The 26,106-nt window shown below is 58.7% G+C and carries 24 protein-coding genes and 1 pseudogene; 16 read left to right on the top strand and 9 right to left on the bottom strand.

The features are described 5' to 3' along the window. Positions 1-128 precede the first annotated feature (128 nt). Positions 129-1,325 carry an ROK family transcriptional regulator gene (locus RGAI101_RS08530; protein WP_008226611.1) on the top strand — a complete coding sequence of 399 codons (1,197 nt, stop codon included), beginning with the start codon at positions 129-131 and terminating at the stop codon, positions 1,323-1,325. A gap of 10 nt (positions 1,326-1,335) precedes the next feature. Here the strand turns inward: RGAI101_RS08530 and RGAI101_RS08525 are convergent, their stop codons facing one another. The 3 genes from RGAI101_RS08525 to RGAI101_RS08515 all read right to left on the bottom strand — a co-directional run bounded on the left by RGAI101_RS08525 (position 1,336) and on the right by RGAI101_RS08515 (position 3,201). Continuing rightward, positions 1,336-2,412 (bottom strand): YeeE/YedE family protein, encoded by a 1,077-nt coding sequence (locus RGAI101_RS08525; protein WP_008226631.1) that lies wholly within the window; start codon positions 2,410-2,412, stop codon positions 1,336-1,338. 6 nt (positions 2,413-2,418) lie between these two features. After that, entirely contained in the window at positions 2,419-2,754 is a 336-nt protein-coding gene (locus RGAI101_RS08520; RefSeq protein ID WP_085980058.1) for an ArsR/SmtB family transcription factor, read from the bottom strand. A gap of 66 nt (positions 2,755-2,820) precedes the next feature. Further along, positions 2,821-3,201, bottom strand: a complete 381-nt coding sequence (locus tag RGAI101_RS08515) for a hypothetical protein (protein ID WP_037227788.1) — start codon at positions 3,199-3,201, stop codon at positions 2,821-2,823. 68 nt (positions 3,202-3,269) lie between these two features. On the opposite strand from RGAI101_RS08515, the gene RGAI101_RS08510 reads away from it, so the two are divergent. The 10 genes from RGAI101_RS08510 to RGAI101_RS08465 all read left to right on the top strand — a co-directional run bounded on the left by RGAI101_RS08510 (position 3,270) and on the right by RGAI101_RS08465 (position 11,737). After that, positions 3,270-4,010 carry a cytochrome c biogenesis CcdA family protein gene (locus RGAI101_RS08510; protein ID WP_008228252.1) on the top strand — a complete coding sequence of 247 codons (741 nt, stop codon included), beginning with the start codon at positions 3,270-3,272 and terminating at the stop codon, positions 4,008-4,010. Between the two features lie 15 nt (positions 4,011-4,025). Further along, positions 4,026-4,592 carry a SoxW family protein gene (locus RGAI101_RS08505; RefSeq protein WP_008228494.1) on the top strand — a complete coding sequence of 189 codons (567 nt, stop codon included), beginning with the start codon at positions 4,026-4,028 and terminating at the stop codon, positions 4,590-4,592. Positions 4,593-4,714: 122 nt separating this feature from the next. Next, positions 4,715-5,188 (top strand): sulfur oxidation c-type cytochrome SoxX, encoded by a 474-nt coding sequence (gene soxX, locus RGAI101_RS08500; RefSeq protein WP_008225264.1) that lies wholly within the window; start codon positions 4,715-4,717, stop codon positions 5,186-5,188. Positions 5,189-5,224: 36 nt separating this feature from the next. Beyond that, on the top strand, positions 5,225-5,644 hold the full coding sequence (soxY, locus tag RGAI101_RS08495) for a thiosulfate oxidation carrier protein SoxY (RefSeq protein ID WP_008228162.1): 420 nt from the start codon (positions 5,225-5,227) through the stop codon (positions 5,642-5,644). Between the two features lie 22 nt (positions 5,645-5,666). Then, positions 5,667-5,996, top strand: a complete 330-nt coding sequence (soxZ, locus tag RGAI101_RS08490) for a thiosulfate oxidation carrier complex protein SoxZ (RefSeq protein ID WP_008228567.1) — start codon at positions 5,667-5,669, stop codon at positions 5,994-5,996. Positions 5,997-6,024: 28 nt separating this feature from the next. Continuing rightward, positions 6,025-6,879 carry a sulfur oxidation c-type cytochrome SoxA gene (gene soxA / locus RGAI101_RS08485; RefSeq protein ID WP_008225067.1) on the top strand — a complete coding sequence of 285 codons (855 nt, stop codon included), beginning with the start codon at positions 6,025-6,027 and terminating at the stop codon, positions 6,877-6,879. Between the two features lie 98 nt (positions 6,880-6,977). After that, on the top strand, positions 6,978-8,681 hold the full coding sequence (gene soxB, locus RGAI101_RS08480; RefSeq protein WP_037227785.1) for a thiosulfohydrolase SoxB: 1,704 nt from the start codon (positions 6,978-6,980) through the stop codon (positions 8,679-8,681). Between the two features lie 33 nt (positions 8,682-8,714). Beyond that, on the top strand, positions 8,715-9,986 hold the full coding sequence (soxC, locus tag RGAI101_RS08475; RefSeq protein WP_008229355.1) for a sulfite dehydrogenase: 1,272 nt from the start codon (positions 8,715-8,717) through the stop codon (positions 9,984-9,986). Further along, complete coding sequence (locus RGAI101_RS08470; protein ID WP_008225845.1) at positions 9,970-11,043, top strand: c-type cytochrome; 1,074 nt, start codon at positions 9,970-9,972, stop codon at positions 11,041-11,043. The genes soxC and RGAI101_RS08470 overlap by 17 nt, the downstream gene beginning before the upstream one ends. Before the next feature lie 256 nt (positions 11,044-11,299). Further along, a complete protein-coding gene (locus RGAI101_RS08465; protein WP_037227782.1) occupies positions 11,300-11,737 on the top strand; it encodes a DUF302 domain-containing protein in 438 nt (145 codons plus the stop codon). A gap of 3 nt (positions 11,738-11,740) precedes the next feature. Here RGAI101_RS08465 and RGAI101_RS08460 read toward each other — a convergent pair whose 3' ends face one another. Both RGAI101_RS08460 and RGAI101_RS08455 read right to left on the bottom strand, forming a co-directional pair. Then, positions 11,741-12,694 (bottom strand): MBL fold metallo-hydrolase, encoded by a 954-nt coding sequence (locus RGAI101_RS08460; protein WP_008227484.1) that lies wholly within the window; start codon positions 12,692-12,694, stop codon positions 11,741-11,743. A gap of 3 nt (positions 12,695-12,697) precedes the next feature. Then, complete coding sequence (locus tag RGAI101_RS08455) at positions 12,698-13,609, bottom strand: MBL fold metallo-hydrolase (RefSeq protein ID WP_008228604.1); 912 nt, start codon at positions 13,607-13,609, stop codon at positions 12,698-12,700. Positions 13,610-13,718: 109 nt separating this feature from the next. Between RGAI101_RS08455 and RGAI101_RS08450 the strand changes: the two genes are divergently transcribed. From RGAI101_RS08450 to RGAI101_RS08435, 4 genes are all read left to right on the top strand, one after another. Further along, on the top strand, positions 13,719-14,603 hold the full coding sequence (locus RGAI101_RS08450) for an MBL fold metallo-hydrolase (protein ID WP_085980072.1): 885 nt from the start codon (positions 13,719-13,721) through the stop codon (positions 14,601-14,603). A gap of 60 nt (positions 14,604-14,663) precedes the next feature. Then, the gene (locus tag RGAI101_RS08445; RefSeq protein ID WP_008227421.1) at positions 14,664-16,385 is read left to right on the top strand and encodes a SulP family inorganic anion transporter; all 1,722 of its coding nucleotides are present in this window, start codon (positions 14,664-14,666) and stop codon (positions 16,383-16,385) included. Between the two features lie 104 nt (positions 16,386-16,489). Continuing rightward, positions 16,490-18,058, top strand: coding sequence for a class I adenylate-forming enzyme family protein (locus tag RGAI101_RS08440; RefSeq protein ID WP_037229303.1), 1,569 nt, complete (start codon positions 16,490-16,492; stop codon positions 18,056-18,058). Between the two features lie 16 nt (positions 18,059-18,074). Continuing rightward, complete coding sequence (locus RGAI101_RS08435) at positions 18,075-19,646, top strand: acetolactate synthase large subunit (RefSeq protein ID WP_157044663.1); 1,572 nt, start codon at positions 18,075-18,077, stop codon at positions 19,644-19,646. Between the two features lie 74 nt (positions 19,647-19,720). On the opposite strand, the gene RGAI101_RS08430 is transcribed toward RGAI101_RS08435, so the two are convergent. After that, positions 19,721-22,114 (bottom strand): mechanosensitive ion channel domain-containing protein, encoded by a 2,394-nt coding sequence (locus RGAI101_RS08430; protein ID WP_008227455.1) that lies wholly within the window; start codon positions 22,112-22,114, stop codon positions 19,721-19,723. Positions 22,115-22,557: 443 nt separating this feature from the next. On the opposite strand from RGAI101_RS08430, the gene RGAI101_RS08425 reads away from it, so the two are divergent. Beyond that, entirely contained in the window at positions 22,558-22,767 is a 210-nt protein-coding gene (locus RGAI101_RS08425; protein ID WP_157044661.1) for a hypothetical protein, read from the top strand. A gap of 80 nt (positions 22,768-22,847) precedes the next feature. On the opposite strand, the gene RGAI101_RS08420 is transcribed toward RGAI101_RS08425, so the two are convergent. The 3 genes and pseudogenes from RGAI101_RS08420 to RGAI101_RS08410 form a co-directional block, all read right to left on the bottom strand. After that, the gene (locus RGAI101_RS08420; RefSeq protein WP_008226654.1) at positions 22,848-23,819 is read right to left on the bottom strand and encodes a UDP-glucuronic acid decarboxylase family protein; all 972 of its coding nucleotides are present in this window, start codon (positions 23,817-23,819) and stop codon (positions 22,848-22,850) included. 19 nt (positions 23,820-23,838) lie between these two features. After that, positions 23,839-24,675 carry a glycosyltransferase family 2 protein gene (locus RGAI101_RS08415; RefSeq protein WP_008227323.1) on the bottom strand — a complete coding sequence of 279 codons (837 nt, stop codon included), beginning with the start codon at positions 24,673-24,675 and terminating at the stop codon, positions 23,839-23,841. Between the two features lie 386 nt (positions 24,676-25,061). Beyond that, positions 25,062-26,051: pseudogene (locus tag RGAI101_RS08410) on the bottom strand (OpgC family protein); the annotation flags it as partial. Positions 26,052-26,106 lie beyond the last annotated feature (55 nt).

Below are 26,106 nucleotides of genomic sequence, written 5' to 3'. Positions count from 1 at the left end.
GGTACGGCAAGGCACCCAATATTCCAACTACAACGTGATTCTGGCTGCGCTGTCAATTAATAAATAAACTTGATTTATTAATCCGGCTGGCGATAAATGAGGCAGATGCTTGGGAGGGCGTTGCAGCTATGGATCAATCAGTTGTCAGGGCGCTGAGTGCGGGCGTCAATCAAAGCGGGGTGCGCAATCACAACGAGCGCCTGCTTTTGACGATCCTTCAGCGTCATGGGCGCTTGCCGGGAATGGATCTGGCGCGCCTTGCCGGGTTGTCGCCGCAAACCGTGTCGGTCATCCTGCGCAAACTGGAAAACGACGGGCTGCTGGAACGCGGCACCCCCGTGCGCGGCAAGGTCGGCAAACCGTCCGTGCCGATGGGGCTTGCGGCGGATGGCGTCATGTCGCTGGGTCTCAAGGTCGGGCGGCGCAGTGCTGATCTGCTGCTGATCGATTTCCACGGGACGATCTGGCAGCAGGCGCAGATTACCTACGCCTATCCCTTGCCCCGGACGGTATTTCAGTTCCTTGCCGACGGGATTGCGCAGTTCCGCGAACAGATGGCACCTTCGTTGTTTGAACGCCTGTGCGGCATCGGCGTCGCAGCCCCGTTCGAAATCTGGCACTGGGCTGAACTGGTCGGTGCTCCCGCCGAAGAATTCCAACGCTGGAGCAATATCGACATCGTCGCCGAGGTGGCCAAATGCACGGATTTGCCGGTGTCCTTGGTCAATGATGCCACGGCCGGCTGCTGGGCCGAACATGTCTACGGCCGCGGCAAGGAATTCCGCGACTACGCCTATTTCTTCGTGGGGGCCTTCGTGGGGGGCGGCATCGTGTTGAACAATTCGGTCTACGAGGGGCAACAGGGCAATGCCGGTGCTTTGGGGTCATTGCGGTCCATCGGGCCGGATGGCGAAAGCTTGCAGCTGATTGACACGGCATCGATCCATCTTCTGGAAACCATGCTGACCAAGGCAGGCCAACCGGCCGCCGACCTTTGGGTACAACCGCAAGACTGGAGCGCTTTTACCGAGATGGTCGATCCCTGGATTGCGCAAACTGCCCGTGAATTGGCCAAGGCCAGCCTGTCGACCTGTGCCGTAATCGACTTTGAAGCGATCGTGATCGACGGTGCGGTGCCCCCGGACGTACGGACCAAACTGGTCGAGCAAATCCGGGCTGAGGTGGAGCTTCAGGATACCCGCGGTCTGAAAGTCCCGCGCATCGAAGAGGGCACCATCGGCGAAAATGCCCGCGCCATCGGGGCAGCCTCGGGCCCGATATTCCAGCAGTTCCTGTTGAATACGAACACGGGGGGCATGCCCTAGAGACCAGACGCTATGCGATCCGGCTGAACCCGACGATCAACTGACGCAGGCCGATCGCGGCACCCGCAACGATGCAAGCCAAAGTCACCGGTCCGCTGTACGCCAGGACGGAAAACGCCGACAGCCCTTGGCCGACGCTACAGCCCACTGCGATCACGGCACCGATGCCCATCAGCACGGCCCCACCGATCTGGCGGCGCAATTCGCGGGGGTCCTCGCACGCCTCCCATCGCAGATGGCCTTTGATCAAACAGCCCAGCAACGCGCCAAGTACAACTCCGCAGACCGATCCCGTACCAAAGCTGATTGAATTGCCCGAAGATGTCATGACGTAAAGAAGCGTTTCCCCGACGGGCGCGGTAAAGGTGTGCGAGACGATGATGCTGCGGTCAAACCCATGCGCCGTGATCCACTGCGTGAACCCCCAGCCCGAAATGATCGCGACCCCGACGACCGCGCCCCACAGGATTGACTTGGGGCTGTTGCGCAGTCCGGCGTGGAATAGCGTCAGCAGGATTATCAGGACACCGATGGTGATGCCCGTCACATGCAGGTCAAAGGGCAGAAAGCTGGATGCCAGATGGGCGAGGCTTGCTGGGTTTGGCCCCGCATCGTTGACGGGAAAGATGGCCAGCCGCGCCGCGGACAGGGGGCCGCCCAAGGCCACATAGGACGACACGCCCATTACGATGACGATCATGAACGACCGCAAGTCACCGCAGCCCATCCGCGCCAGCGCGCCGTAACCGCAGTTGCCCGCCAACGCCATGCCGTAGCCGAAAATCAACCCGCCCACGATGCTGGCCCACGGGTTCCAGGCGATGCCCAGATACAGCGTGTCGGTCAGCGCCAGCGCGCCTGCCGCGGACAACCCGAACGTCCCGATGATCGCCACGCCAAGGGCAATGCCCCACATCGCAAACCGGACCGAGCTGGCTCCGTAATACAGGTCTTCGATGGCCCCGAGGGTGCAGAAGCGGCCAAGCCGCGCGGCCAGCCCCAGCAAGACACCGCCGAAAAGGCCCGCGAGAGCCATCAATGTGGGTTCGGAAAATCGCTCCAGTAGGAATGTGCCAAGCTGTCCCACGACAAGTTAGTCAGCGCGGCAGAAAAGATCATAGACGACTTCCATGATCTGCTTGGGGCGGTCGTCGGACAACCGGTAGTAAATCGTCTTGCCATCGCGGCGCGGAATCACCAGCCCCTCAAGCCGCAAGCGCGACAGTTGCTGCGATACGGCGGCCTGGCGCGCGGAGAGCAATTCTTCCAACTCGGTCACGGACTTTTCACCTGATGCAAGATGGCACAGGATCATCAAACGACCCTCATGACTGATCGCCTTCAGAAAGTTGGACGCGCGCACGGCGTTGTTCGCCATCTTATCAAGGTCTTCGGCGCACATATTCTTGTCAAAAACGGGTAGACCCACGGTTTCGTTTCCTTAGCTTTCAGATCAACGGTCAGGCCGCCCGCGAAATCGGGCAACACATATGTCTTAGCTTCCTTTTGGCGACGGGAGCAGTTTTGCATCCATCATCATTTTTTCCAATACGCCCCAGAAGAAATCTTCGCCGGGGTATCCTTCGATCCGGGATATTTCCTCTCCGTCCTTCATCAGCACGAAGGTCGGCGTAAAGTGCAGGCCACGCGCAAATGTCAGGTCCGACGGGCGTTCATCGGCGATGTCGACCCGGCGCAGCGGGGCGTTTTTGCCCGCGTCGGTCTTGGGGTAGATCGGGGCGATCTGTTCATTCCAGCGGGCGCACCAGACGCAGCCTTTTTCCTCGATCATGACAAGGGTGGCGTCGGCAAAAGCCGCACCAGCCAACAGGGTCGAGGTGAGGAGAGAAAGAAGAAAAAGGCGCAGTTGTGTCATGGAAATACCGATTGATTTCGCATAACATAATGTGAATATGTGCATGAAACAAGTTAAAGGCAGCATGAATGCTTGAAATAACCTTTTACGGTGCCGCAATTGCCGGATTATTGTCCTTTCTGTCCCCCTGCATTCTGCCGATCGTGCCCTTTTACCTGAGTTATCTGGCCGGGGTCGGGATGAACCAGATCACTGTTGATGGCCCCATCCAGAGCGGCGTGCGCGGCCGCGCGGTGGTCGCCGCCCTGTTCTTTGCTGCGGGGGTGATCACCATCTTTATGGGGCTGGGGGCTGCGGCAAGCAGTTTTGGCCAGGTGGTGCGCGACTATTTCGACATCCTGCGCTGGATCGCAGCGGCCATCATCATCGCCATGGGCCTGCATTTTCTGGGGGTCATCCGCATCGGCTTTCTGTACCGTCAATTCCGCGCCGACGCAGGCGATACCAAGGCGACAAGCCTGCTGGGGGCCTATGTCATCGGGCTGGCCTTTGCCTTCGGGTGGACCCCGTGCGTCGGTCCCGTTCTGGCCGCGATCCTTTTCACGGCCGCCGGGACCGATACGGCAACCAGCGGGGCGCTTTTGCTGTTCACCTACGGCGTCGGCATGACAGCGCCCTTTGTCCTGGCTGCCCTGTTCATTGGCCCGTTCATGCGTTTTATGGCGCGGTTTCGCCGGCATCTGGGCACAGTCGAAAAAGTCATGGGTGCCTTGCTGGTGATCTTCGGGCTGCTGATTGCCACAAATTCTGTTAACTACATCGCGCAATGGTTGCTTGAGACCTTTCCGGTCTTCAGCGCCATCGGCTGATAAAGGGATCGTACCATGAAACTGCTGAAAATTTGCCTGACTGCCCTGTCGCTTTGCCTTGCCGGTTCTGCCTTTTCCGCCGAACTGGGTGATGACGGGCTGCACAAGACCGAATGGATGCGCGACACCTTCAAGGACCTGTCAGACGACCTTGCCGAAGCCAATGCCGAGGGCAAGCGCCTCATGCTGATCATCGAACAGCGCGGCTGCATCTATTGCGCCAAGATGCACAAGGAGGTGTTTCCGCTGCCTCAAATCGACGCCTACCTTAAGGAGCATTTCTTCGTCGTGCAGATCAACATGTTCGGTGATGTCGAGGTAACGGATTTCGACGGCGAATCGCTGTCGGAAAAAGACATGGTGCGCAAATGGGGCATGTTGTTCACGCCGACGCTTGTTTTCCTGCCGCAAGAGGTGCCTGAAGGGCAAACGGCGGCAGAGGCGGCAGTGGCCACGGTTCCGGGCGCATTCGAGGCAGGCACGATCTTCAATATGCTTAACTGGGTGGTCGACAAGGAGTATGAAGGCGACGAAAGCTTTCAGAAGTACCATGCGCGCAAGCTGGCAGAGCGGGATAAGTAGTAGTCGGCGGGCGGCGATACATCAAAAGCTGTCGTTAAAAATTCACAAAAGCGAATTTATAGTTGCGTGGTTATGCCACACCGTCTACGCTCGTATACAAATAAGAGTCTTTGGGAGGACGCATGAAAATTTCTATACTCGCCTTGGTGGCGTCCGTTGGACTTGCGGCAAACGCAAATGCAGCCGATATCGCACCAACCGCCGTCACATATGTTGATGGTGCCGTTGAAGCATCCTTGACCGGTACCGCTGGCAACCCCGAAGAGGGGGCCAAGGTCGTCGGCAGTAAACAGTTGGGCAACTGTGTGGCCTGCCACGAAGTCAGCGCTTTGCCTGATATCGCGTTCCAGGGCATGATTGGTCCCGCGCTGGACGGCGCTGGCAGCCGCTGGAGCGAGGCTGATCTGCGCGGCATCGTTGCAAATGCAAAGATGATGTTCGAGGGCACGATGATGCCATCGTTCTACAAGGACACCGGCTATATCCGTCCGGGCAAGGCCTATACCGGCAAAGCCGCCGATGACACGCTGGGGCCGCTTTTGACGGCGCAGCAGGTAGAAGATGTCGTGGCCTATCTTGCCACGCTGAAAGATTAAAAACCCTTTAGACAGGGTTTGTTCAGGAGTATGACAATGGAATTCACAAGACGTAATGCAATCGTCATGGGCGCAAGCGCTTTCGCGGCCCTCGCCTTGCCAAAGCTGGCCTTTGCGGCTGCTGGCGATGACGCGATCGCCGCCTTCACCGGTGGTGCGGAAATGGCGGACACAGGGCTGACCCTGACCGCGCCGGAAATTGCCGAAAACGGCAACACCGTGCCAATCGAAGTCGACGCCCCCGGCGCGACAGAGATCATGGTGCTGGCATTGGGTAACCCCACGCCCGGTGTCGCGACATTCAAATTTGGTCCCCTCGCGGGTTCGCAGCACGCATCCACACGGATCCGTCTGGCTGGAACCCAAGACGTGGTGGCCATTGCGAAGATGGCTGACGGCTCGTTCGCCAAGGCATCCAGCACGGTAAAAGTGACAATCGGCGGCTGCGGCGGCTAAGGCTTTATAAGGAATTAATGAAATGGCATCTGGTGTAAAACCCCGCGTCAAAGTACCAAAATCGGCAGCAGCAGGTGAAACGATCACCATCAAGACGCTGATCAGCCACAAGATGGAATCCGGTCAGCGCAAGGACAAGGATGGAAACGCCATCCCGCGTTCGATCATCAATCGCTTTACCTGTGATTTCAACGATCAGAATGTTGTCGATATCGAATTGCAGCCCGCAATTTCGACGAACCCATACCTTGAATTTGACGCCACCGTCCCAGAGGCCGGCACGTTCAAATTCACATGGTATGACGATGACGGCTCTGTCTACGAGGACAGCAAAGACATCAGTATCGGATAAGCGTCTGCATCCTTGGGAGGGAAGAAGAATGAATAAATTCACTAAAGGTCTGGGTGCCTGCATGACCGCGATCATCGTGGCATCGGGTGCAATGGCCGAACCTGCAGACGATAATCTGGTCATCAACGGTGACATCGAAATCGTGACACGCACGGCGGCCCCCGCCCATTTGTCCGACGTGATGGACGAGGTGATGTCTGGCTGGCTGTTCCGTGGCACGGAAACCCGCGCCATGGAATCCGATGACTTCGACAACCCCGGTATGATCTTTGTCGAACAGGCAGAGGACGTGTGGAACACCGCCGACGGGTCCGAAGGCAAGTCCTGTGCCGATTGTCACGGCGCATCTTCGGAAATGGCGGGCGTGCGTCCGGTCTATCCGAAATATGTCGAAGCCGCGGGCGAGGTGCGTACGATGGAAATGGCGATCAACGATTGCCGTGAAAACCGTATGGGCGCGGAAAAGTGGAAATACACCGGCGGCGACATGGTCAACATGACGGCGCTGATGGCATCCGTATCCCGTGGCATGCCCGTGAACGTCGCGATTGACGGTCCTGCGCAATCCACATGGGAGCAGGGCAAGGAAATCTATTACACCCGTTTTGGTCAGCTTGAACTGTCCTGCGCAAATTGCCACGAAGACAACTACGGCAACATGATCCGCGCAGACCACCTGAGCCAGGGCCAGATCAACGGTTTCCCCGCCTACCGTCTGAAAAACACCAAACTGAACGCCGTTCAGGACCGCTTTAAGGGCTGTGTCCGTGACACCCGCGCCGAAACATTCGCGCCGGGCAGCCCCGAGTTCGTGGCGCTGGAGCTGTATGTCGGTTCACGCGGCAACGGCCTGTCTGTCGAAGGTCCGTCCGTCCGCAACTAAACAATTCAGGCCCCGCCTTGCTTTTTTGCGAGGCGGGGTTTTGCAGATATAACTCATTCAAACATGCGCATGTATAGGCGCAACAGAAGGCCACCCGCATGATTTCTCGCCGCGACTTTCTTCAAGCCAGCATGGCTGCAACGGCCCTTTACGGGGCATCTTCCTTTGGCAACTGGGGCAAACTGGCCGCGCAGCAGGCGCTGACCCAGGACAAGCTGCTGGAATTTGACACATTCGGCAACGTCAGTCTGATCCACATCACCGACATTCATGCGCAGCTGAAACCGATCTATTTCCGCGAACCGTCGGTCAACATCGGCGTGGGCTCGAACAAAGGGGCGGTGCCGCATGTCACGGGTGCTGATTTTCGAAAGCTTTACGGCATCGAGGACGGCAGCCGGTCGGCATATGCGCTGACCTACAATGACTTTTCGTCGCTGGCCCAAGCCTATGGCAAGATGGGCGGACTGGATCGGGTTTCGACCGTGATCAACCAAATCCGCGCAGACCGCCCCGACGCGCTGTTGCTGGATGGTGGCGACACCTGGCACGGCAGCTATACCTGTTACCAGACCCAAGGTCAGGACATGGTCAACGTGATGAACGCGCTGAAACCAGACGCGATGACGTTTCACTGGGAATTCACGCTGGGGTCCGACCGCGTCAATGAAATCGTTGAAGGGTTGCCCTTTGCGGCGCTTGGCCAGAACATCTTTGACGCCGAATGGGACGAGCCGACAGAGCTTTTCCCGCCCTACAAGTTCTTCGAGACTGGCGGCGTCAAGGTCGCGGTTATCGGGCAGGCCTTTCCCTACATGCCGATCGCCAACCCCGGTTGGATGTTCCCCGAATACACCTTTGGTATCCGCGACGAACGGATGCAGGAAATGGTCGACGAAGTCCGCGCCAAGGGGGCTGAACTGGTCGTGTGCCTAAGCCACAACGGGTTCGACGTCGACAAGCAGATGGCGGGCATCGTCACCGGTATCGACGTGATCCTGTCGGGTCACACCCATGACGCATTGCCCGAACCTGTGCTGGTCGGGGATACGATCATCGTCGCGTCAGGCTCGAACGGGAAATTCGTCAGCCGCGTTGATCTGGACGTGCAGAATGGCCGCATGATGGGCTTCCGCCACAAGCTGATCCCGATCTTTTCGGATGTGATCGAGCCCGATAAGGCGATCACCGCCTTGATCGACGAACAGCGTGCACCCTATGCGGATCAACTGAGCGAGGTAATCGGCAAAACCGCCGAGGACACGCTGCTGTATCGTCGGGGCAATTTCAACGGCTCGTGGGATGATCTGATCTGCGATGCGCTGCTGTCCGAGCGCGAAGCCGACATCGCGCTAAGCCCCGGCGTCCGTTGGGGGCCGTCCATCCTGCCCGGTCAGGACATCACCCGCGAAGACATCTGGAACGTCACCTCGATGACCTACCCAGAAGCATACCGCACTGAAATGACAGGCGAATTCCTGCATGTCGTGCTGGAAGACGTGGCCGATAACCTGTTCAACCCCGACCCGTATTATCAGCAGGGCGGGGACATGGTGCGCACCGGTGGCCTTGGCTACCGCATCGACGTGACCAAGCCGCAAGGCAGCCGCATTACTGAAATGACCCTGCTCAAGACAGGGGAATTGATTGATCCGGCCAAGACCTACCAGATCGCGGGTTGGGCCAGCGTCAATCAAGGCACCGAAGGTCCTCCGATCTGGGACGTGGTTGAAAATCACATCCGCAAGTTGGGCACAGTGACCCTTGCCGAAAACACCAGTGTAACCGTCGACGGCGTCTAACGCCTCCGTTCAACCAAAGGGAAGGGGTTCTACATGTCAGACACCTTTGAAACCAAGAAACCAAACCGCCGTGCGTTCTTGCGCGGGGCCGCAACGGCAGGGGTCGGCGCATTGGCCGCCGGTACTGCGCGCGCCCAAACGCCTGATCCGCTGATCACCGAGACGCAGGAATGGGCGCAGACCTTTGGCGATGGCGTCGATGCCACGCCCTACGGTCTGCCGATCAAGTTCGAAGACGATGTGATCCGCCGCAACGTGGAATGGCTGACCGCCGACACTGTCAGTTCGATCAACTTTACGCCGATCCATGCGCTGGATGGCACGATCACCCCCCAGGGCTGCGCATTCGAGCGGCACCATTCGGGCGCGATCGAACTGAAGAAGGAAGATTACCGTCTGATGATCAACGGGTTGGTCGACCGCCCGCTTGTGTTCACCTACGCCGATCTTGAACGGTTTCCGCGTGAAAACCACACGTATTTCCTGGAATGCGCGGCAAACACCGGCATGGAATGGGCGGGCGCACAGTTGAATGGTGCGCAATTCACCCACGGCATGATCCACAACATGGAATACACCGGCGTCCCCCTGCGGACCCTGCTGGAAGAAGCGGGCTATGACACTGCGGGCAAATGGGTATTCGTCGAAGGTGCCGATGCGTCATCGAACGGGCGTTCCATCCCGATGGAGAAGGCGCTGGATGACGTTCTGGTCGCGTTCAAGGCCAACGGCGAGGCGCTGCGCAAGGAACACGGCTATCCCGTGCGCCTTGTCGTGCCGGGCTGGGAAGGCAACATGTGGGTCAAGTGGATCCGCCGGATCGAAGTGACCGATGCGCCGGTCGAGAGCCGCGAAGAAACCTCCAAATACACTGATACGCTTGCGAACGGCATCAGCCGCAAATGGACATGGGCGATGGACGCGAAATCTGTCGTCACGTCGCCCAGCCCGCAATCGCCGATCACCCACGGCAAGGGGCCGCTGGTCATTTCCGGTCTGGCATGGTCGGGACGGGGGGCCATCACCCGCGTGGATGTGTCCAAGGACGGGGGCAAGACATGGGAAACCGCGCGTCTGGCCAAACCCGGCGAGAAGATGGCGCTGACCCGCTTCTACCTTGATGTGGAATGGGACGGCGAAGAAATGCTGCTGCAAAGCCGCGCGATGGATGAAACCGGATATGTCCAGCCGACCAAGGCGCAACTGCGCGAGGTCCGCGGATTGAATTCGATCTATCACAACAACTGTATTCAAACCTGGTGGGTACGCCCGAACGGGGAGGCCGAAAATGTCGAAGTTTCTTAAATCACTCACGATCGGGGCTGTTGCCGCCGTGCTGGCGGTGCCAGCGGTCGCGCAGACATATGGCCTTGGCCGTCCGGCACTTCCCGAAGAAATCGCTGCCTGGAACTTGGATATCCACCCCGATGGGACGGGCCTTCCAGAAGGGCAGGGCGATGCGATCATCGGCGAGGAAATCTTTGCCACCAAATGTGCCGCCTGCCATGGAGACTTTGCCGAAGGTATTGGCAACTGGCCGAAACTGGCGGGTGGCATGGGCACACTTGACCACAAGGACCCTCTGAAAACTGTCGGGTCCTACTGGCCCTACCTGTCGACCAGCTTTGACTATATCCGCCGGTCGATGCCCTACGGGAATGCGGGCACGCTGACGGCTGACGAAACTTATGCGATCGTGGCCTACATTCTGTACTCCAACGATTTGATCGAGGATGATTTCGTTCTGTCCAAGGAGACATTCCTGGATGTTGAAATGCCCAATGCGGACGGGTTCATCCTGGACGACCGTGAAGAAACCGAGCTTGCTATCTGGTCTGGCGAACCCTGCATGACCAATTGCAAGGAAAACGTCGAAGTGACGATGCGCGCGCTCGTGCTGGACGTCACACCGGAAGAAACCACCACGGACGCCAGCACCGAAGAAGCTGCTACCGAAGAAACCGCCGTCACGACGGAGACGGCAGAGGTCGCTGCCCAGGAAGAGGCCGTGCCCGCGCCAGAAGTCGCTGCCATTGATCCGGCCCTGATTGCCGATGGCGAAAAGGTGTTTCGCAAGTGCAAGGCCTGCCATCAGGTCGGTGACGGTGCCAAGAACCGGTCCGGTCCGATCCTTAACGGTGTAATGGGGGCGTCAGCAGGCCATATCGACGGGTTCAAATACTCTAAATCCCTGATGGAAAAAGCCGAAGAAGGTCTGGTCTGGAACGCAGAAACCATCGCCGAATTTCTTGCCGGTCCGAAGAAGTACATCAAAGGGACCAAGATGGGTTTTGCCGGGTTGAAGAAGGAGGACGATATCGCCGCCGTTATCGCCTACCTGTCGACCTTTTCGGATAAGTAGGCGCGCCTGCCTGCGACAGACATGCCGGCCGCCACGGGTTTGAAACGCCGTGGCGGTCGGAACTATCTACGGTGCGAACAGATGCAATGGACGGGCTTGTTCATTTCGCAATCTGGCCGGAAAGCGCCCCGCGCCCCGCCACCTATGCCCATTCAGGTGGTTGGTAATCAGACGGTAACGCTGATAAGCTGAATTAAAGGGACAGGCTGGACCATTCCGGCCCTGCCATCCCCCCAAACCCGAAAGGATGCATAAGATGAAACTTCCCCTTGGTGCCCTTTTACTTTCACTGCTTGCGGCCCCTTTGGCGGCGCAGGATCATATGGTCTCCTATGCCTATGACGGCAGTTTCGAAGACGCGACATTCGCGGTCGAAAACGCGATTATCGGCAAAGGTCTGGTCATTGATTACGTCAGCCACACGGGCGAGATGCTGAACCGTACGGCTGCCGATGTCGGCAGCGACGTCGAAATCTTCAAAGCCGCCGATATTTTCCTGTTCTGCTCTGCCGTGTTGTCCCGCAAGGTGATGGAGGCAGACCCGGCGAACATCGCCCATTGCCCCTATGGTATCTTCGTCACGGACACGAAGGGCGAGGTGGCCATCGGCTATCGCACCTACCCCGAAGGGCCGATGCAAGAGGTTCAGGCCTTCCTGGATGAAATCGTCAAAAGCGCAGCGGACGGGTCCTAGGCCCTATTCAAACTCCATCTGTTCAAACAGACGGCCTGCATTCTTGGTGGCCAGCTCTTCGAACGTATCCAGATGGGCATAGGGGGACTGGTCGACGTAATACGCGTCGGCCAGCGACCCGCCAGCGTCCAGATGATCCCTGATTTTGCCACGCAGATATTCCAGATAGCCTTTGGTGTAACGCCGGACCTGCGCCATGTTCGTCGGGTGACCGTGGCCGGGGATGACGTAGGTCGCGCCAAGCGCCTCGAACGGGCCGTCCCATGTTTCCAGCCATTCATCGGTCAGCGTGTCGGGGAAAATCGGCAACATCCTTTCGTGAAACGCCATATCACCCGCGATCACAAGGCTTTGTTCGGGCAGCCAGACGACAATATCGCCGGGGCTGTGCGACGGACCGAGGTGCAGCGCCTCGATGTGGAAATCCCCCATATCCACGACATATTCGTCTTCGAAGGTTTCGGTCGGAGGGGTCAGATCCGTGCCATCTGCGCGGTCCTTCAGCCTTGATTCGGCCGCGCGCAGGGACGCCAGACCTTCTTCGGCAAAGGCTTCGGCACCCTCTGTCTGCGCTACGATCTTGACGCCGTGTTCGGCCCAATAGGTGTTGCCCAGCATCGCGTGGCCTTGACCGTTTTCATTCAGTACCAGTTTGACCGGCTGGTCCGTGACCTGTTTGATTTCGTCATGCAGGGCTTTTGCCAACTGGTAGGACCCGCCGCTGTTGATCACCACGACACCGTCACCGGTCACGATAAAGCTCAGGTTGTTGTTGTGCCCTGCGTTTTCATAGGTCGGCGGCGCTGTGGCCCCGATGGCGGAATACACGCCCGGAATGAATTCAACGGGTTTGGAATACAACATTGACGCGGGATATTGATCCGGGATGTCTTCGCTGGCAAAGGCCGGAAGAACGGGCAGGGCGGTCAGTGCAAGGATCAGGCCGAGGGTTTTCATATCCTACACCTGCCCCACAAAGACAAAGCCGTCGGCGAATTTTTCGATCCTGCCCAGACCGCCCTGGCCCAGGTGAAACCCGACAATGGGCATTTGGGCAGTGACCAGATCATTGATCAGCCCTGCGCGCGTCACGGCCCCCAGTGTCGGGTCCTGATCCGATCCGGATTCCCAGGCGGGCCGCGCCAATGCGATGTGATCGTTGCCGATGCTGTCCCCCACGATCATCGCCGCGGTGTTGCCTGCGCGCACCTCAAAGGCCATGTGGCCGGGGGTGTGGCCGGGGGTCAGGCGTGCGCCCACACCCGGCAAGACTTCGTCGCCATCATTGAAAAACTGCATCCGGTCGGCCACGACCTGCAAGCGCCGTTCCGCGCCCACCGCAAAGGCCTGACGGCCGCTGTCGATGGTGTTGACGGTGTTGGGATCGGTCCAATAGTCCCATTCGGCCTGTCCGATATGGTGGGTCGCGTTGGTGAACATGGCATCCCCGAAATCATCCAGCACGCCCCAAAGGTGGTCGGGGTGGCCGTGGGTGAACACAAGGTCGGTGATGTCCTCGGGGGTCACGTCAAGGGCCTCCAGCGCATCCAGCATCTTGCCGGCGGTCGGCATGAATTCCGCTCCGGACCCCGCGTCGAACAGAACCACACGTCCGTCGCCACGCAGCAGGCTAAGGTTGCACGGCGGCGTCAGCTGGTCATAATCCTGTCCAAGGCGTTCCAGGATCGGCAGCAGTTCGTCCTTGGGCATGGTTTCGAATATAAAGCTGCCAGGAAGCGTCAGATGCCCGTCATAGACAACATCCAACGTCATTTCACCGATCGCCATCTGCGCATGCAGAAAATTAGGCAGGCCCATCAATGCGCCGGCTGCGACACCTTGCAGCATGAAGTCGCGTCTATTTGTCAGCATAACCCACTTCCCAAATTAAAAATTCCATAGTATGAATATGTATGAAGAAATGCATCTGCGCAAGCTTTGTTGACGGCGCGGCGGCGGTCCCTTACCGGAGGATATGGCGTTGACTGACTATCCCGTGAATATGAATGTGACCCCAGAAGTCACGGGGTATTTCGACCCCGCGACAAATACGATCAGCTACATCGTGCGCGATCCCAATTCGACATCCTGCGCGATTGTCGATTCCGTCATGGATATGGATTACGCGGCGGGGCGCATCACCTTTGAACACGCCGACACCCTGATTGCCGAGGTCGAAGGCAAGGGCCTCAAGCTTGAGTGGATCATTGAAACACATGTCCACGCCGATCACCTGTCCGCCGCACCCTATATCCAGCAGAAACTGGGCGGCAAAATCGGTGTCGGTGAAAAGATCCTTGTGGTCCAAGAGACGTTCGGCAAGATTTTCAACGAGGGCACCGAATTCCAGCGCGACGGGTCGCAATTCGACGCGCTGTTCAAGGATGGCGACACCTATCAGATCGGCGGAATGACCTGCTTTGCGATGTACACGCCCGGCCACACGCCTGCCTGCATGGTGCATGTGATGGGCGACGCGGCCTTTACCGGCGACACGTTGTTCATGCCCGATGGCGGGTCTGCGCGCGCGGATTTCCCCGGCGGGGACGCCGGCGTGCTGTTCGACAGCATCCAGAAAGTATTGAGCCTGCCTGATGACATGCGCCTGTTCATGTGCCACGACTATGGCCCCAATGGCCGCGATATCGCATGGGAAACCACCGTTGGCGATGAAAAGGCCCATAACATCCATGTCGGTGGGGGCAAAACCCGCGAAGAGTTCATCAGTTTCCGCACAGCCCGCGACGCCGAGCTTGGCATGCCCAAACTGATTATTCCGTCTTTGCAGGTGAACATGCGCGCGGGTCACATGCCGACAGACAAGGATGGTAACGTGATGCTCAAGGTGCCGGTCAACGGTCTGTAGAACGGCCCATGCGGCAAGGGTACTGCCCTTGCCGCCCCCTATTTTGAAAGTCGGCGCAAAATGCCAAAGAACCTCCAGAAATACCTGCCGATCCTTGACTGGGGCCGCAGCTATACCAAGGCGACCCTCTCCAACGACCTGATTGCCGCGCTGATCGTGACGATCATGCTGATCCCGCAATCTCTGGCTTATGCGCTGCTGGCAGGGTTGCCGCCCGAAGCGGGGCTTTATGCGTCGATCGTGCCGATCCTGCTATATGCCGTGTTCGGTACCAGTCGCGCGCTGGCCGTGGGGCCGGTGGCAGTGGTGTCTCTGATGACGGCTGCGGCGCTTAGTAATATCGCTGATCAGGGCACGATGGGTTATGCCGTTGCGGCGTTGACCTTGGCGTTCCTGTCCGGCGCGATCCTGTTGGCGATGGGCATTTTCAAGCTGGGTTTTCTGGCGAACTTCCTGTCGCACCCGGTGATTGCGGGCTTTATCACTGCCTCGGGCGTCATTATCGCCGCCAGCCAGATCAAACACATCCTTGGCATCAGCGCCTCGGGCGAGAACCTGATCGAACTGCTGCATTCCATCTTTACCCATCTGGGCGACACCAACTGGATCACCATGATCATCGGCGTGTCTGCCACGGCTTTTCTGTTCTGGGTGCGCAAGGGCATGAAGCCGATGCTGAAATCCAAAGGGGTCAGTCCGGGTGCTGCGGACGTGGCGACCAAGGCGGGGCCCGTTGCCGCCGTGGTTTTGACCACGCTGGTTGTCTGGCTGTTCGGGCTTTCCGATTACGGCGTGCGCGTCGTCGGTGCCGTCCCGCAAAGCCTGCCGCCGCTGACGATGCCTGATTTTTCCTTTGATCTGATGGGGACGCTGCTGCTGCCGGCGATCCTGATTTCCGTGATCGGCTTTGTTGAATCAATTTCGGTCGCGCAGACTTTGGCCGCGAAAAAACGCCAACGCATCAATCCGGACCAGGAACTGATCGGGCTGGGAACCGCCAACCTTGGGGCGGCGTTTACCGGTGGCTTTCCGGTGACGGGTGGGTTCTCGCGCTCTGTCGTGAACTTTGACGCAGGCGCTGAAACGCCCGCGGCCGGGGCTTTTACCGCCGTCGGCCTGGGAATTGCGGCGCTTGCCCTGACGCCGCTGGTGTTTTTCCTGCCCCAAGCGACACTGGCCGCCACGATCATCGTCGCCGTGCTGACGTTGGTCGATTTCAGCATTCTTAAGAAAGCATGGGCCTATTCCAAGGCTGATTTTGCCGCTGTTCTGGCAACCATGCTGGTGACATTGGGCAGTGGCGTCGAACTGGGTGTGACCTGCGGTGTCGTGCTGTCGATCATGCTGCATCTGTACAAGACCACCAAACCCCATATCGCCGAAGTCGGGCTGGTGCCGGGCACCGAACATTTCCGCAATATCCACCGCCATAAGGTTGAAACCGACCCGACGTTGCTGACCCTGCGCATTGACGAAAGCCTCTATTTCGCCAACGCTCGTTTCCTCGAAGATTATATCTATGACCGTCTGGCCGGGGACGCGCCGATCAGGAACGTAGTGCTGATGTGCTCTGCCGTAAACGAAATCGACTTCAGCGCGCTGGAATCCCTTGAGGCGATCAACGCGCGCCTGAGAGACATGGGGATCAAGCTGCACCTGTCCGAGGTCAAAGGCCCGGTGATGGACCGTCTGCAAAAACAGCATTTCATCACCGACCTGACGGGCAAGGTGTTTTTGTCCCAACACGCGGCCTATACCGAGCTAAAAAAGGCTGCCGATTAAGTTACATCCATTTGCACATTTAATTCTGATCGCTACAACTGTTTCCGAAGGGGCCTGCGCAACATTCTTGCGTGGGCCTTGCAAACACAGATCAGGACCGTGAAATGCTAACGATCAATCCGCCTATTCCGGCAACGCCGCCCACCCAGACAATCGTCGACGTCATTCGCGCCAACGCGAAGGTTGACCCCGAAAAGCTGGCTCTGGTGTGTGACGGGCGCAGGGTGACGTGGGGGGCTTTCGATCAGCGGATCAACAAGATCGCCAATCTGTTGCTGTCCCTGGGCGTGACCAAGGGCGATAATATCGCGATCATCTCGCCAAACTCGATCCCCTATGCCGAACTGTTCATGGGCATATTGCGGGCAGGGGCCTGTGTGACACCGCTGTCGACCATGGCGTCGCCGGATGCCCTGCAAAAGATGCTGACCGACTGCGGAGCCAAGGCGATCTTTGTTGCAGAACAATATCTTGCGCTGGTGGACGGGTTTATTGCCGATCTGGATATCGCCCGCTTTGCGATTGATTTCGACCACGATGCCTTTACCCCGTTCGAGGCAGCGGTGGAGGATGCGGATGCCACGGACCCCGCCATTGCAATCGACATGTCCGACGCCTTCAACCTTATCTATTCCTCCGGCACCACGGGCACGCCCAAGGGGATCTTGCACAATCACTGGATGCGCGCCGCCCAGATGGAGCGTGTGTCGCCGAACGGATATGACGATAACGCGCGCACGCTGTTGTCGACGCCGCTATATTCCAACACCACGATCGTGTCGTTCCTGCCGACGCTGTTCGGGGGATCGACGGTCTATCTGATGCCGAAATTCGATGCGCGTGCATATCTCGAGATCGTGCAGCGCGAGAAGATCACGCACACCATGCTGGTCCCGGTACAGTATAAGCGCATCATGGATGTGCCCGATTTCGACCAGTTTGACCTGTCGTCGATGCGGGTCAAATTTTCGACCTCTGCCCCTTTGCGCGCTGATGTGAAGGCGGATGTGCTGGCGCGTTTCCCCGGCAGCCTGCTTGAATATTACGGCCTGACCGAAGGCGGTGGCGTGACGGTGCTGAATTCCTCTGAACACCCTGACAAGCTGCACACCGTGGGGCAGGTGGCACCGGGCAACGAAATCCGTTTGATCGACGAGGCCGGGAATGAGGTGCCAAAGGGCAAGGTCGGAGAGATCTGCGGCCGCGGTCCCACCATGATGGCGGGGTATTTCGGGCGTGATGACCTGACGCAGGACTATATCTGGCGCGATGGCGAGGGCCGGGTATTCTTTCGCTCCGGCGACATGGGCCGCTTTGACGAAGACGATTTCCTGATCCTTTCGGACCGCAAGAAGGATATGATCATCTCGGGCGGGTTGAACATCTATGCCGATGATCTGGAACTGGTGTTGCTGTCCGACCCGGACGTGACCGACGCCGCCGTGATCGGCGTGCCGTCCGACGCCTGGGGAGAGACCCCATTGGGGCTGGTCGTGCTGCGCGATGGTGCCACCCGCACCGCAGATCAGATTTGTGCCGATGCCAACGAAAAGCTGGGCAAAAGCCAACGCTTGTCCGCGGTTGAGGCCCGCGATGTGCTGCCGCGCAGTTCCATCGGAAAAATCCTCAAGAAAGAATTGCGCATCCCCTATTGGGCGGATGTAGCCCCCTAATCCAAAGGAAAACGTCATGAGCAACCCAACCGATACCCCCCCGATGAACGGGGCCGAAAGCCTTGTGAAATCCCTGCTCGACAGCGGGCTGGACACTTGTTTCACCAATCCCGGCACCTCCGAGATGCATTTCGTTGCCGCCCTTGACCACGTCCCCGGCATGCGGTCGATCCTTGTGTTGCAGGAAGGCGTGGCGACCGGTGCCGCCGACGGGTATTTCCGTATGGCCCAGAAACCGGCCTGTACCCTGCTGCACCTTGGGCCCGGTCTGGCGAACGGTTTGTCGAACCTGCACAACGCGAAAAAGGCGGGGTCGGGCGTGGTGAATATCGTCGGTGAACACGCGGTCAGCCACATCGAACTGAACGCGCCGCTGACGTCGGACATCGAAGGGATCGCGCGCCCTGTGTCGCATTGGGTGCATACGTCGCTGTCTTCCACGGATGTGGGCGCAGATGCGGCGACGGCTGTCCATGCGGCCAACATAGCGCCCGGTCAGGTGGCGACATTGATGTTGCCCAGCGACACGGCGTGGAACGAAGGCGGCGTGGTGGCGGCCCCTGTCGCCCCCGCGACACGGCCAGCGTTTGATCAGGCCGCACTGGAAGACGCCGTCGCGGCATTGTCCGGTCCCGACAGTCTGCTCTTGCTTGGCGGGGCGGCCCTTGGCGAGGATATGCTTGAAATCGCCGGGCGCATCGCGGCCAAGACAGGGTGCGAGTTGCTGAGCGAGTGGGCCAATGCCAAGCTGGAACGCGGGGCGGGGCGGGTGGCCATCAACCGCGTGCCTTATCCGATTGACCAGGCGCTTGAGGCGCTCAAGCCATATAAGCGCATCGTCCTTGTCGGGGCGCGTGCGCCGATCGGGTTTTTCGCCTATCCGGGCAAGCCTGCGATCCTGACCGCTGATGGTACGCAGATCATTGAACTGTGCAAGACATCCCAGGATATCGCCGGCGCGCTGGATGCGATCTGTGACGGGGTCGGTGCCGCGGATACGGCTCCCACGCATGTCGCGCAAATTGTGACGCCGGACAAGCCGTCAGGCCCGCTGGATCCCGGCGGCATTGCGGATGTTCTGGGCCGTACGATCCCTGAGAACGCAATCGTCGTGGACGAAGCAATCACCACGGGGCGGAACTTTTTCCCCGTGACGGCAGGCGCGCCGAAACACACTTGGCTCAACAATTGTGGCGGCTCGATCGGGTATGGGATGCCTGTGGCCATCGGTGCTGCGGTGGCGTGTCCGGACCGCAAGGTGCTGGCCCTGGTTGGGGATGGCAGCGCGATGTACACGGTTCAGGCCCTGTGGACGATGGCCCGCGAAGGGCTGGATGTGACGATCGTGATCTTCGCCAACCGCGTCTACAAGATCCTGCGCGGAGAGTTGACCAATGTCGGCGTCAGCAACGCAGGCCCCAAGGCGATGGACATGCTGTCCCTTGATCAGCCGACGCTGAAATTCGTCGAAATGGCGCAATCGATGGGCGTCGAGGCAACGCAGGTCAGCGATTGTGCCGCCCTTGAGCTGGCGATTGAAACCGGCCTGGCGACCAAGGGACCGTATCTGATCGAAGCTGTGCTGTAACCTCTGAAACAGCAAAGTAAAAAGGCCCCCGGTCATCGTCTGACCGGGGGCCTTTTGTTTGGCTGGTGATATGGCTAGCGGTCCGCCCCGACGTCGCCATCAGCTTCGTCGCTGTCTGGCACATCATCGGCTTTGATCTGCTTGGTGGGTGCCTTTTTCGCAGGCTTCGATGTCTTCGTTTCGGGCCCCTCGATCTTGAACGGCTGCGTCGTGCCGTCCTTGTTTTCGCCCAGCCAGATGGTCTGTTGCGGGAACGGGATTTCGATGCCGCGTTCGTCGAACACGACCTTCAGGTAGCCGTTGAACATGCGGCCGATGCCCCACTGCTTGCCCGGATCCGTCTTGATCCGCGTGCGCAGCACCACGGCGCTGTCGCCCAGCGATTGCACGCCGAACCATTCCAGCTCTCCAATGATGCTGGCGGCGATGTCGGGTTCATTGGCCACCATGCGGTCAAACGCGTCGAACATGGCCTGCTTGGCCTCTTCGATATTCTCGCGGTAAGCGATGCCCATATCGGTCACGGTATAGGCAAAACCGCGCATGTAGTTGCTGACCATATCGACGGTGGAAAACGGGATCATGTGGAACACGCCCTGAACATCGCGCAGGGAAACCGAACGCACAGACAGCTTTTCGACCGTGCCGGTGGTGCCGCCCACGGTGATCACATCACCGACATTGATGACGTTTTCGAACTGGATAAAGACACCGGTAATGATGTCCTGCACCATCTTTTGCGCACCGAAACCAATCGCCAGACCCAGAACCCCGGCCGAGGCCAGCAGCGGCCCGATGTCCAGCCCAATTTCGCTAAGCACGAACATCAGCGTCAGGATCACCAGGGCAATCGTCACCGCGTTGCGCAACAGCGTCAGCAACGTCGTTTCGCGCGATGACGGGATGCCGCCGAATTCGGGGTTCAGTTTGTAATCGACGAACGAAGTCAGCGCGAGCCACAGACCAAACGCTACGGTCAGGATCAGCCCGACAGAAATGATCGCAGCGGTAAAGGCGAGACCCACCTGGCTTTCTAGCCAGCTTCTGACGTCGATCATGCCGATCACGTCCAACGTAAAGACCAGGACACCGACCAGCAGGGCAAGACGCAGCAGGCTGAAGGCACGTGGCACGAAGGTGTTGATGCGCCGTTCAAGCAGCGGCAGTTTGGCGTTGATATCGTCGGGCAGGGGGATTCCGTTTTGCACCGTCCGCGCCAGCCACCCCGATATCAAGGCGGCGATGATCAGAGCCGCAAGGACCTTGCCTGACGCGACAAGCGCGTTCAATGTCACATCCGCAGGCTGGGTCATCACGACGATGAACATCACTGCAATGTAGATCAACGCAAACCAATGCCAGATCTGCGCCAGCCCGTGCATGGTGCGGACCACAAAGCTGCGGCGTGCCTTTTCGATGGCCACCGGGTCAACGCCGACCGCATCTTCGGCCACCGCCGGATCGGTTTCCTTTTTCAACCAGCGGGTCACGTCCTTGCGGCGACGCAGGACGATATAGACGAAATAAAGCAGGACAAACACGGACAAGAGCGCCGAAACGCCCGCGCCTGCCGCCATGTTCGCGCTTTGATTGACGATAGGTACAATCAACAACTGGCCGTAGCCCAAGACGCTGACCACGATACTTAGATACCGTGTCATTGCGCGCGCGGCGCTGTCACTGACGGGCACAATCCGCAGGCCGGAAGTAACGGGCGACAGGAAGGAACGGATGATGACTTTGGTCATTTCGACCAGCAGAAATGCGTTCAGATACAGGGATTGGCGGATGCCGATCTGGCCAAAATCGCCAACGGCAAGGATCGTGATCAGATAGCCCGCGGCCCATGCCAGCAAGACGATGAAGGCGTCGAGAACGTTCGATCCGATAAACAGACCGATAGAGGGGATGATGCCGACGTTTTCGGCGCGGCGGCCCATGCGGGCATAAAGCCCCCGTGCGAAACGGCGCAGAAGAACGAACAGAACGATCGTGATGGCGATCACGGTCAACAGACCGGGAATGGCCTGGATCAAAACCGAAATTTCGGCACCGCTTAGGCCGGAGAATACCCCGCCACCGCCCTGCAGCGAGGACCAGAATGACTGCAAGGTTGCGATGGTCTCTTCCCCGACCTGCTGGGTTTGCAGCGCGATCTTGCGGCCGATCGACATGCTTTCGGCCTCGGTCTCTTGTGGGGTTTGTTCAAGAGCGGGGGCGTCTTCGGTCGCGGCTTGCGGTGCGACGGTCTTTTCAAGATCGGCGATCAGGGCGGCCCGTGCGGCATCGTCTTTCAGGACGTCCAGCAACGTCGAAAGCGGTGTTGCCTCGTTGGTGGCGTCGGCCCCGGCGTCGGTCGCGCCATCGGTCGTGGCCTCGTCCGATTGCGCGCTTCCGCCGGTAAACAAGGATTGAGACTGCGCAGCCATCGGCATCAGCGCAAGAACCAGCATGACCAAACTTGCCATCGCAAAAGCAAACCAACCTGGACGGCTTGTGTGGGGCAGGGGTAACTTTGGCATGGAGGCTCTCTTTCGCAACAATCAGTTTTTTACAAGCTAGGTGTAAATCTAGGGTTTCCACATTTTTCAGGCCTTATGGTGCACCTTGGCCACAAAGAAAAGCAGGTGGCCCAGGCGGCAATTCCCACCGTAACATCATCAGCCCGCCCGTTCGAAGTGTTTCTGGGCGGTAACCTTTGCGCCGAATGCCTGACGGCGTCTTGCTGGGCACCCCTCAACGGGAAGGTGTCATCCGCCTTGGCATAATGCTGGGACGATGATGCAGAGTTTGTCGGTAAATAACCAATTTAAGAGCGTTTTTTCAAGAAGAGTGCCGGGCCATTAGCGATTTGCATTACTTTTTTGTGGACCTGACTTGGCCTTTTGGCAGCACCCCTCAGCGTTCGATCATGAAAATCGATGCTGTCAATGATGCCCCGGAAGTAGAACAGCTGCGGGAACTGGAGTTTGGTGCACCGTTCGAGCCGGGCATCAGACTAGCCTCAATCGGGCTCGCTGGTGTTTCGATTTTCCTGTCGACGGGCTGTCTGAAAAGCGTGGCACGTCGATGGGTTTGTTTCTGCCCGTTGTTGAAGGCGGTGCCCGGCCCGTTTTGGTAGACATGAAAAAAGACCCCATGTTCGGTTAGAACATGGGGTCTGGATAAAGTTTTTTCGTGGCTCGGCGGATGGGGTGTCGCTCACCCGACCTCGAGTTGAGGCATGACGGTTTCGAAGTAGGCGATTGTTTTCTGCAACCCTTCCTCAAGCCGCACGGTTGGTTCCCAGTCCAGGGTGCTGCGGGCCAGGCTGATGTCGGGCTGGCGTTGTTTGGGGTCGTCGGTGGGCAGGTCTTCGAAGATCAGCCTGGACTTTGACCCGGTCATTTCGATGACCTTTTCGGCAAGCTCCTTGATCGTGAATTCGCCGGGGTTGCCCAGATTGACGGGGCCGGTCACGTCATCATCCGTTGCCATCAGGCGGATGAAGCCTTCGACCAGGTCGTCGACATAGCAGAAGGATCGCGTTTGACTGCCGTCACCGTAGATCGTGATCGACTTTCCGGCCAGGGCCTGCACGATGAAATTCGACACGACCCGCCCGTCCGCATGGTGCATCCGTGGGCCGTAGGTGTTGAAGATGCGCGCGACCTTGATGTTCAGATCATGCTGGCGGTGGTAATCGAAAAACAATGTTTCCGCGCAACGTTTGCCTTCGTCGTAACAGGACCGCGGGCCGATCGGGTTGACGTTGCCCCAATAGTCTTCGGTCTGGGGGTGGATGAAGGGGTCGCCATAGACTTCGCTGGTCGAAGCCTGAAAGATCTTGCAATTCAAGCGCTTGGCAAGTCCGAGCATGTTGATCGCACCGTGGACCGACGTCTTGGTCGTCTGCACCGGATCATGCTTGTAATGCACGGGCGAGGCGGGGCAGGCGAGGTTGTAGATCTCGTCAACCTCGACATACAGCGGAAAGGTCACGTCGTGGCGGATGAATTCAAACCGCGGATTTGCGTGCAGATGTTCGATATTGCGCTTCGTCCCGGTGAACAGGTTGTCCGCACATAGCACCTCGTGACCCTGTTCAAGCAGCCGGTCGGTCAGATGCGAGCCCAGAAAGCCGGCCCCCCCGGTGATCAAGATACGTTTCCGACTGTCGTAAAGACGCGCCATGGCAGTCTCCTCTTTGAATTCAGTGGTCTTTCAGCGCAGACTGTTCCCGGATCAGCAGCCGGATCGTCTGAAAATACCAGGACTTGTACGCCGCATAGTGGAAACCGGCCCCCCCGTCCAGCATCCCCAACTTCACGACATAGGTGAAGCCGAAATAGAACCAAGGGTACCACCATTCCGCCAAATGCCGGTATTTGAACCGCTGACGATTGGTGAAATGCGTCCAGGCCGACGGGTTCTCGACCAGCTTGGCATAGCGGCGGGCTTCCCACAGGGCATAGTCGCGGTGTTTCTCGATGAACTTGCCCAAGCCCTTGTAATCGCGGTGGTCTATCGGGGCCGTGATCTCTCCGACGTCGCCATCGACGATGGGATGCTCATGGATTTCCATGTCGAGCGTGCTCCACCCGTCTTCGTCGATCTTTTCGTAAAGCGCCTTGCCTGTGCGAAACAACGCCAGCTTGCGCTGCGCCACCCCAAAGCGCAGCGGCTTGCCCAGAAAATGGTTGGTGTAGGATAGCCAGTAGGCGTCCTTGGTTTCATCCAACAGCGCCTCTTTCAGCGCGTCGCAGAAGGCCGGATCGATGAATTCATCCGCATCCAGAAACAGTACCCAAGGCTGGGTGGGCGGTTCGTTCATCAAGAACCAGTTGCGTTTCTTCGGGTACTTTCCGTCCCACCGGAAATGCGACACCCGCGCGCCGTAAGATTCCGCGATCTCGCATGTCTTATCCTCGGACCCGCTGTCAATCACGACGATTTCAGCGAATTGTTCCAATCGATCAAGGCACTGCGCGAGGTTGGCCGCTTCGTTCTTGACGGGGATCGCGATGGTCACGGGTAGTTTTTCAGTCACAAAGAGTAGCCTATTTCGACGAGTGTAAGGGGGGCATCAGCGGGTCACCGTGAGCTCAAGGCGATGGAACGGCAAAGGTTAAGTCGCCGGGTGTTCAGAAAAAGTTGACGAGAGCCTGGTTAAATGTTCCCCACCGCCATACCGTTTGGCTCGGCTCATATCCACCCGAAAAGTTTTCGACTGTCTTAGATGCATCAAGGTCTGTTGATCTATCGACAGTCCCGAAAGTGGCATTTAGGCCTACAACCTTTCCGTCATTCGGCGGCGACAGGCATCACGCGATCTTCGGTCTGGACAAGCGTGTGCCGCAGGGGCCGCCCCGCCCGGCGTTTCCAGTCCGCAACCCACGCGACACCCCAAAGAGCAACCATTCCAACGGGGATGAAAAGCCACGGCACGATAGCCACACCATCAAAGTAGACAAGCACCGCTTGACCCGCGAGCGACAGCAGCGCACCCGCCGAAAACACAAGCAGCCCTTGGCGGCCCATGACGCGCAGCGGCTCGCCATAGGCATGGGCGCTGAGCCGCGCGATGATAGGCAGGCAGGAGATCACATAGACCACGGCCAGAACGTGCAGCAGCCGCAGCACGGGCAGGAACGTCTTGTCCTGCGACGTGATGTGAAACGGCACGCCGACTGCCTGAAGCCGCGCCATCAAGCCGTCCATCACCGGCCCAAAGCCGGGAATGTAGATCCACGACAAGACGAAAACGATCCACCCCACTGCAAACGCCAACAACACCGGATGTTTCGGGACGAAGCGCTTGCCGCCGCGCAAGGCGATCCCGGTCAGCAAGCCGATGACAAAGATCAGCTGCCACGCGAACGGGTTAAAGAACCAGCCCCCCGGATTGGGGTAGGCCGGCAGGTTAAGGCGGAACAGACCGGTGGCGAACCAAAGAACGATCGACACGGCAAGCAGCCCATAAGGCGCGCGCTGGCCCAAAAGCAGCGCGAAAGGAGCGGCGAGCAGCAGCACGGAATAGGCGGGCAGGATGTTCACATATCCGATCTGGTGCCCCAGCGTCACGATGCCGATCAGCGCGGGGCCAGTGTTTTGAAACACCTGCCGCAAGTTGTTCTTGGTCAAAAGCTCGGTCAGGCCGAACGCTTCTGCACCTATGGCAAAGATCGCGATGCCGCCGACGGTCAGAAAAACATGTGTCAGGTAGAGGACCCAGGCCCGCTTCCAGATCGGGGCAATGCCGGACCATAGTCCGATTTCGCGCCAGCGTGCCACGCCGCCGGTGTAGGCCAATCCCGCGGCCATGCCCGACATGACAAAGAAACTTTCGGCGGCATCCGAGAACCCCCAATTGCGCAGGGTCAGGGTTTCATACCAGTTGCCCGGTACATGATCGATAAAGATCATCACCAACAGCAATCCACGGAACAGGTCGATGCGGGGGTCACGTGGGCGTCGCAGG

Origin of the sequence: Roseobacter sp. GAI101, from assembly GCF_000156335.1 — a bacterium.
Classification (GTDB): domain Bacteria; phylum Pseudomonadota; class Alphaproteobacteria; order Rhodobacterales; family Rhodobacteraceae; genus Sulfitobacter.
This window is presented reverse-complemented; position numbering and strand designations above follow the sequence as displayed.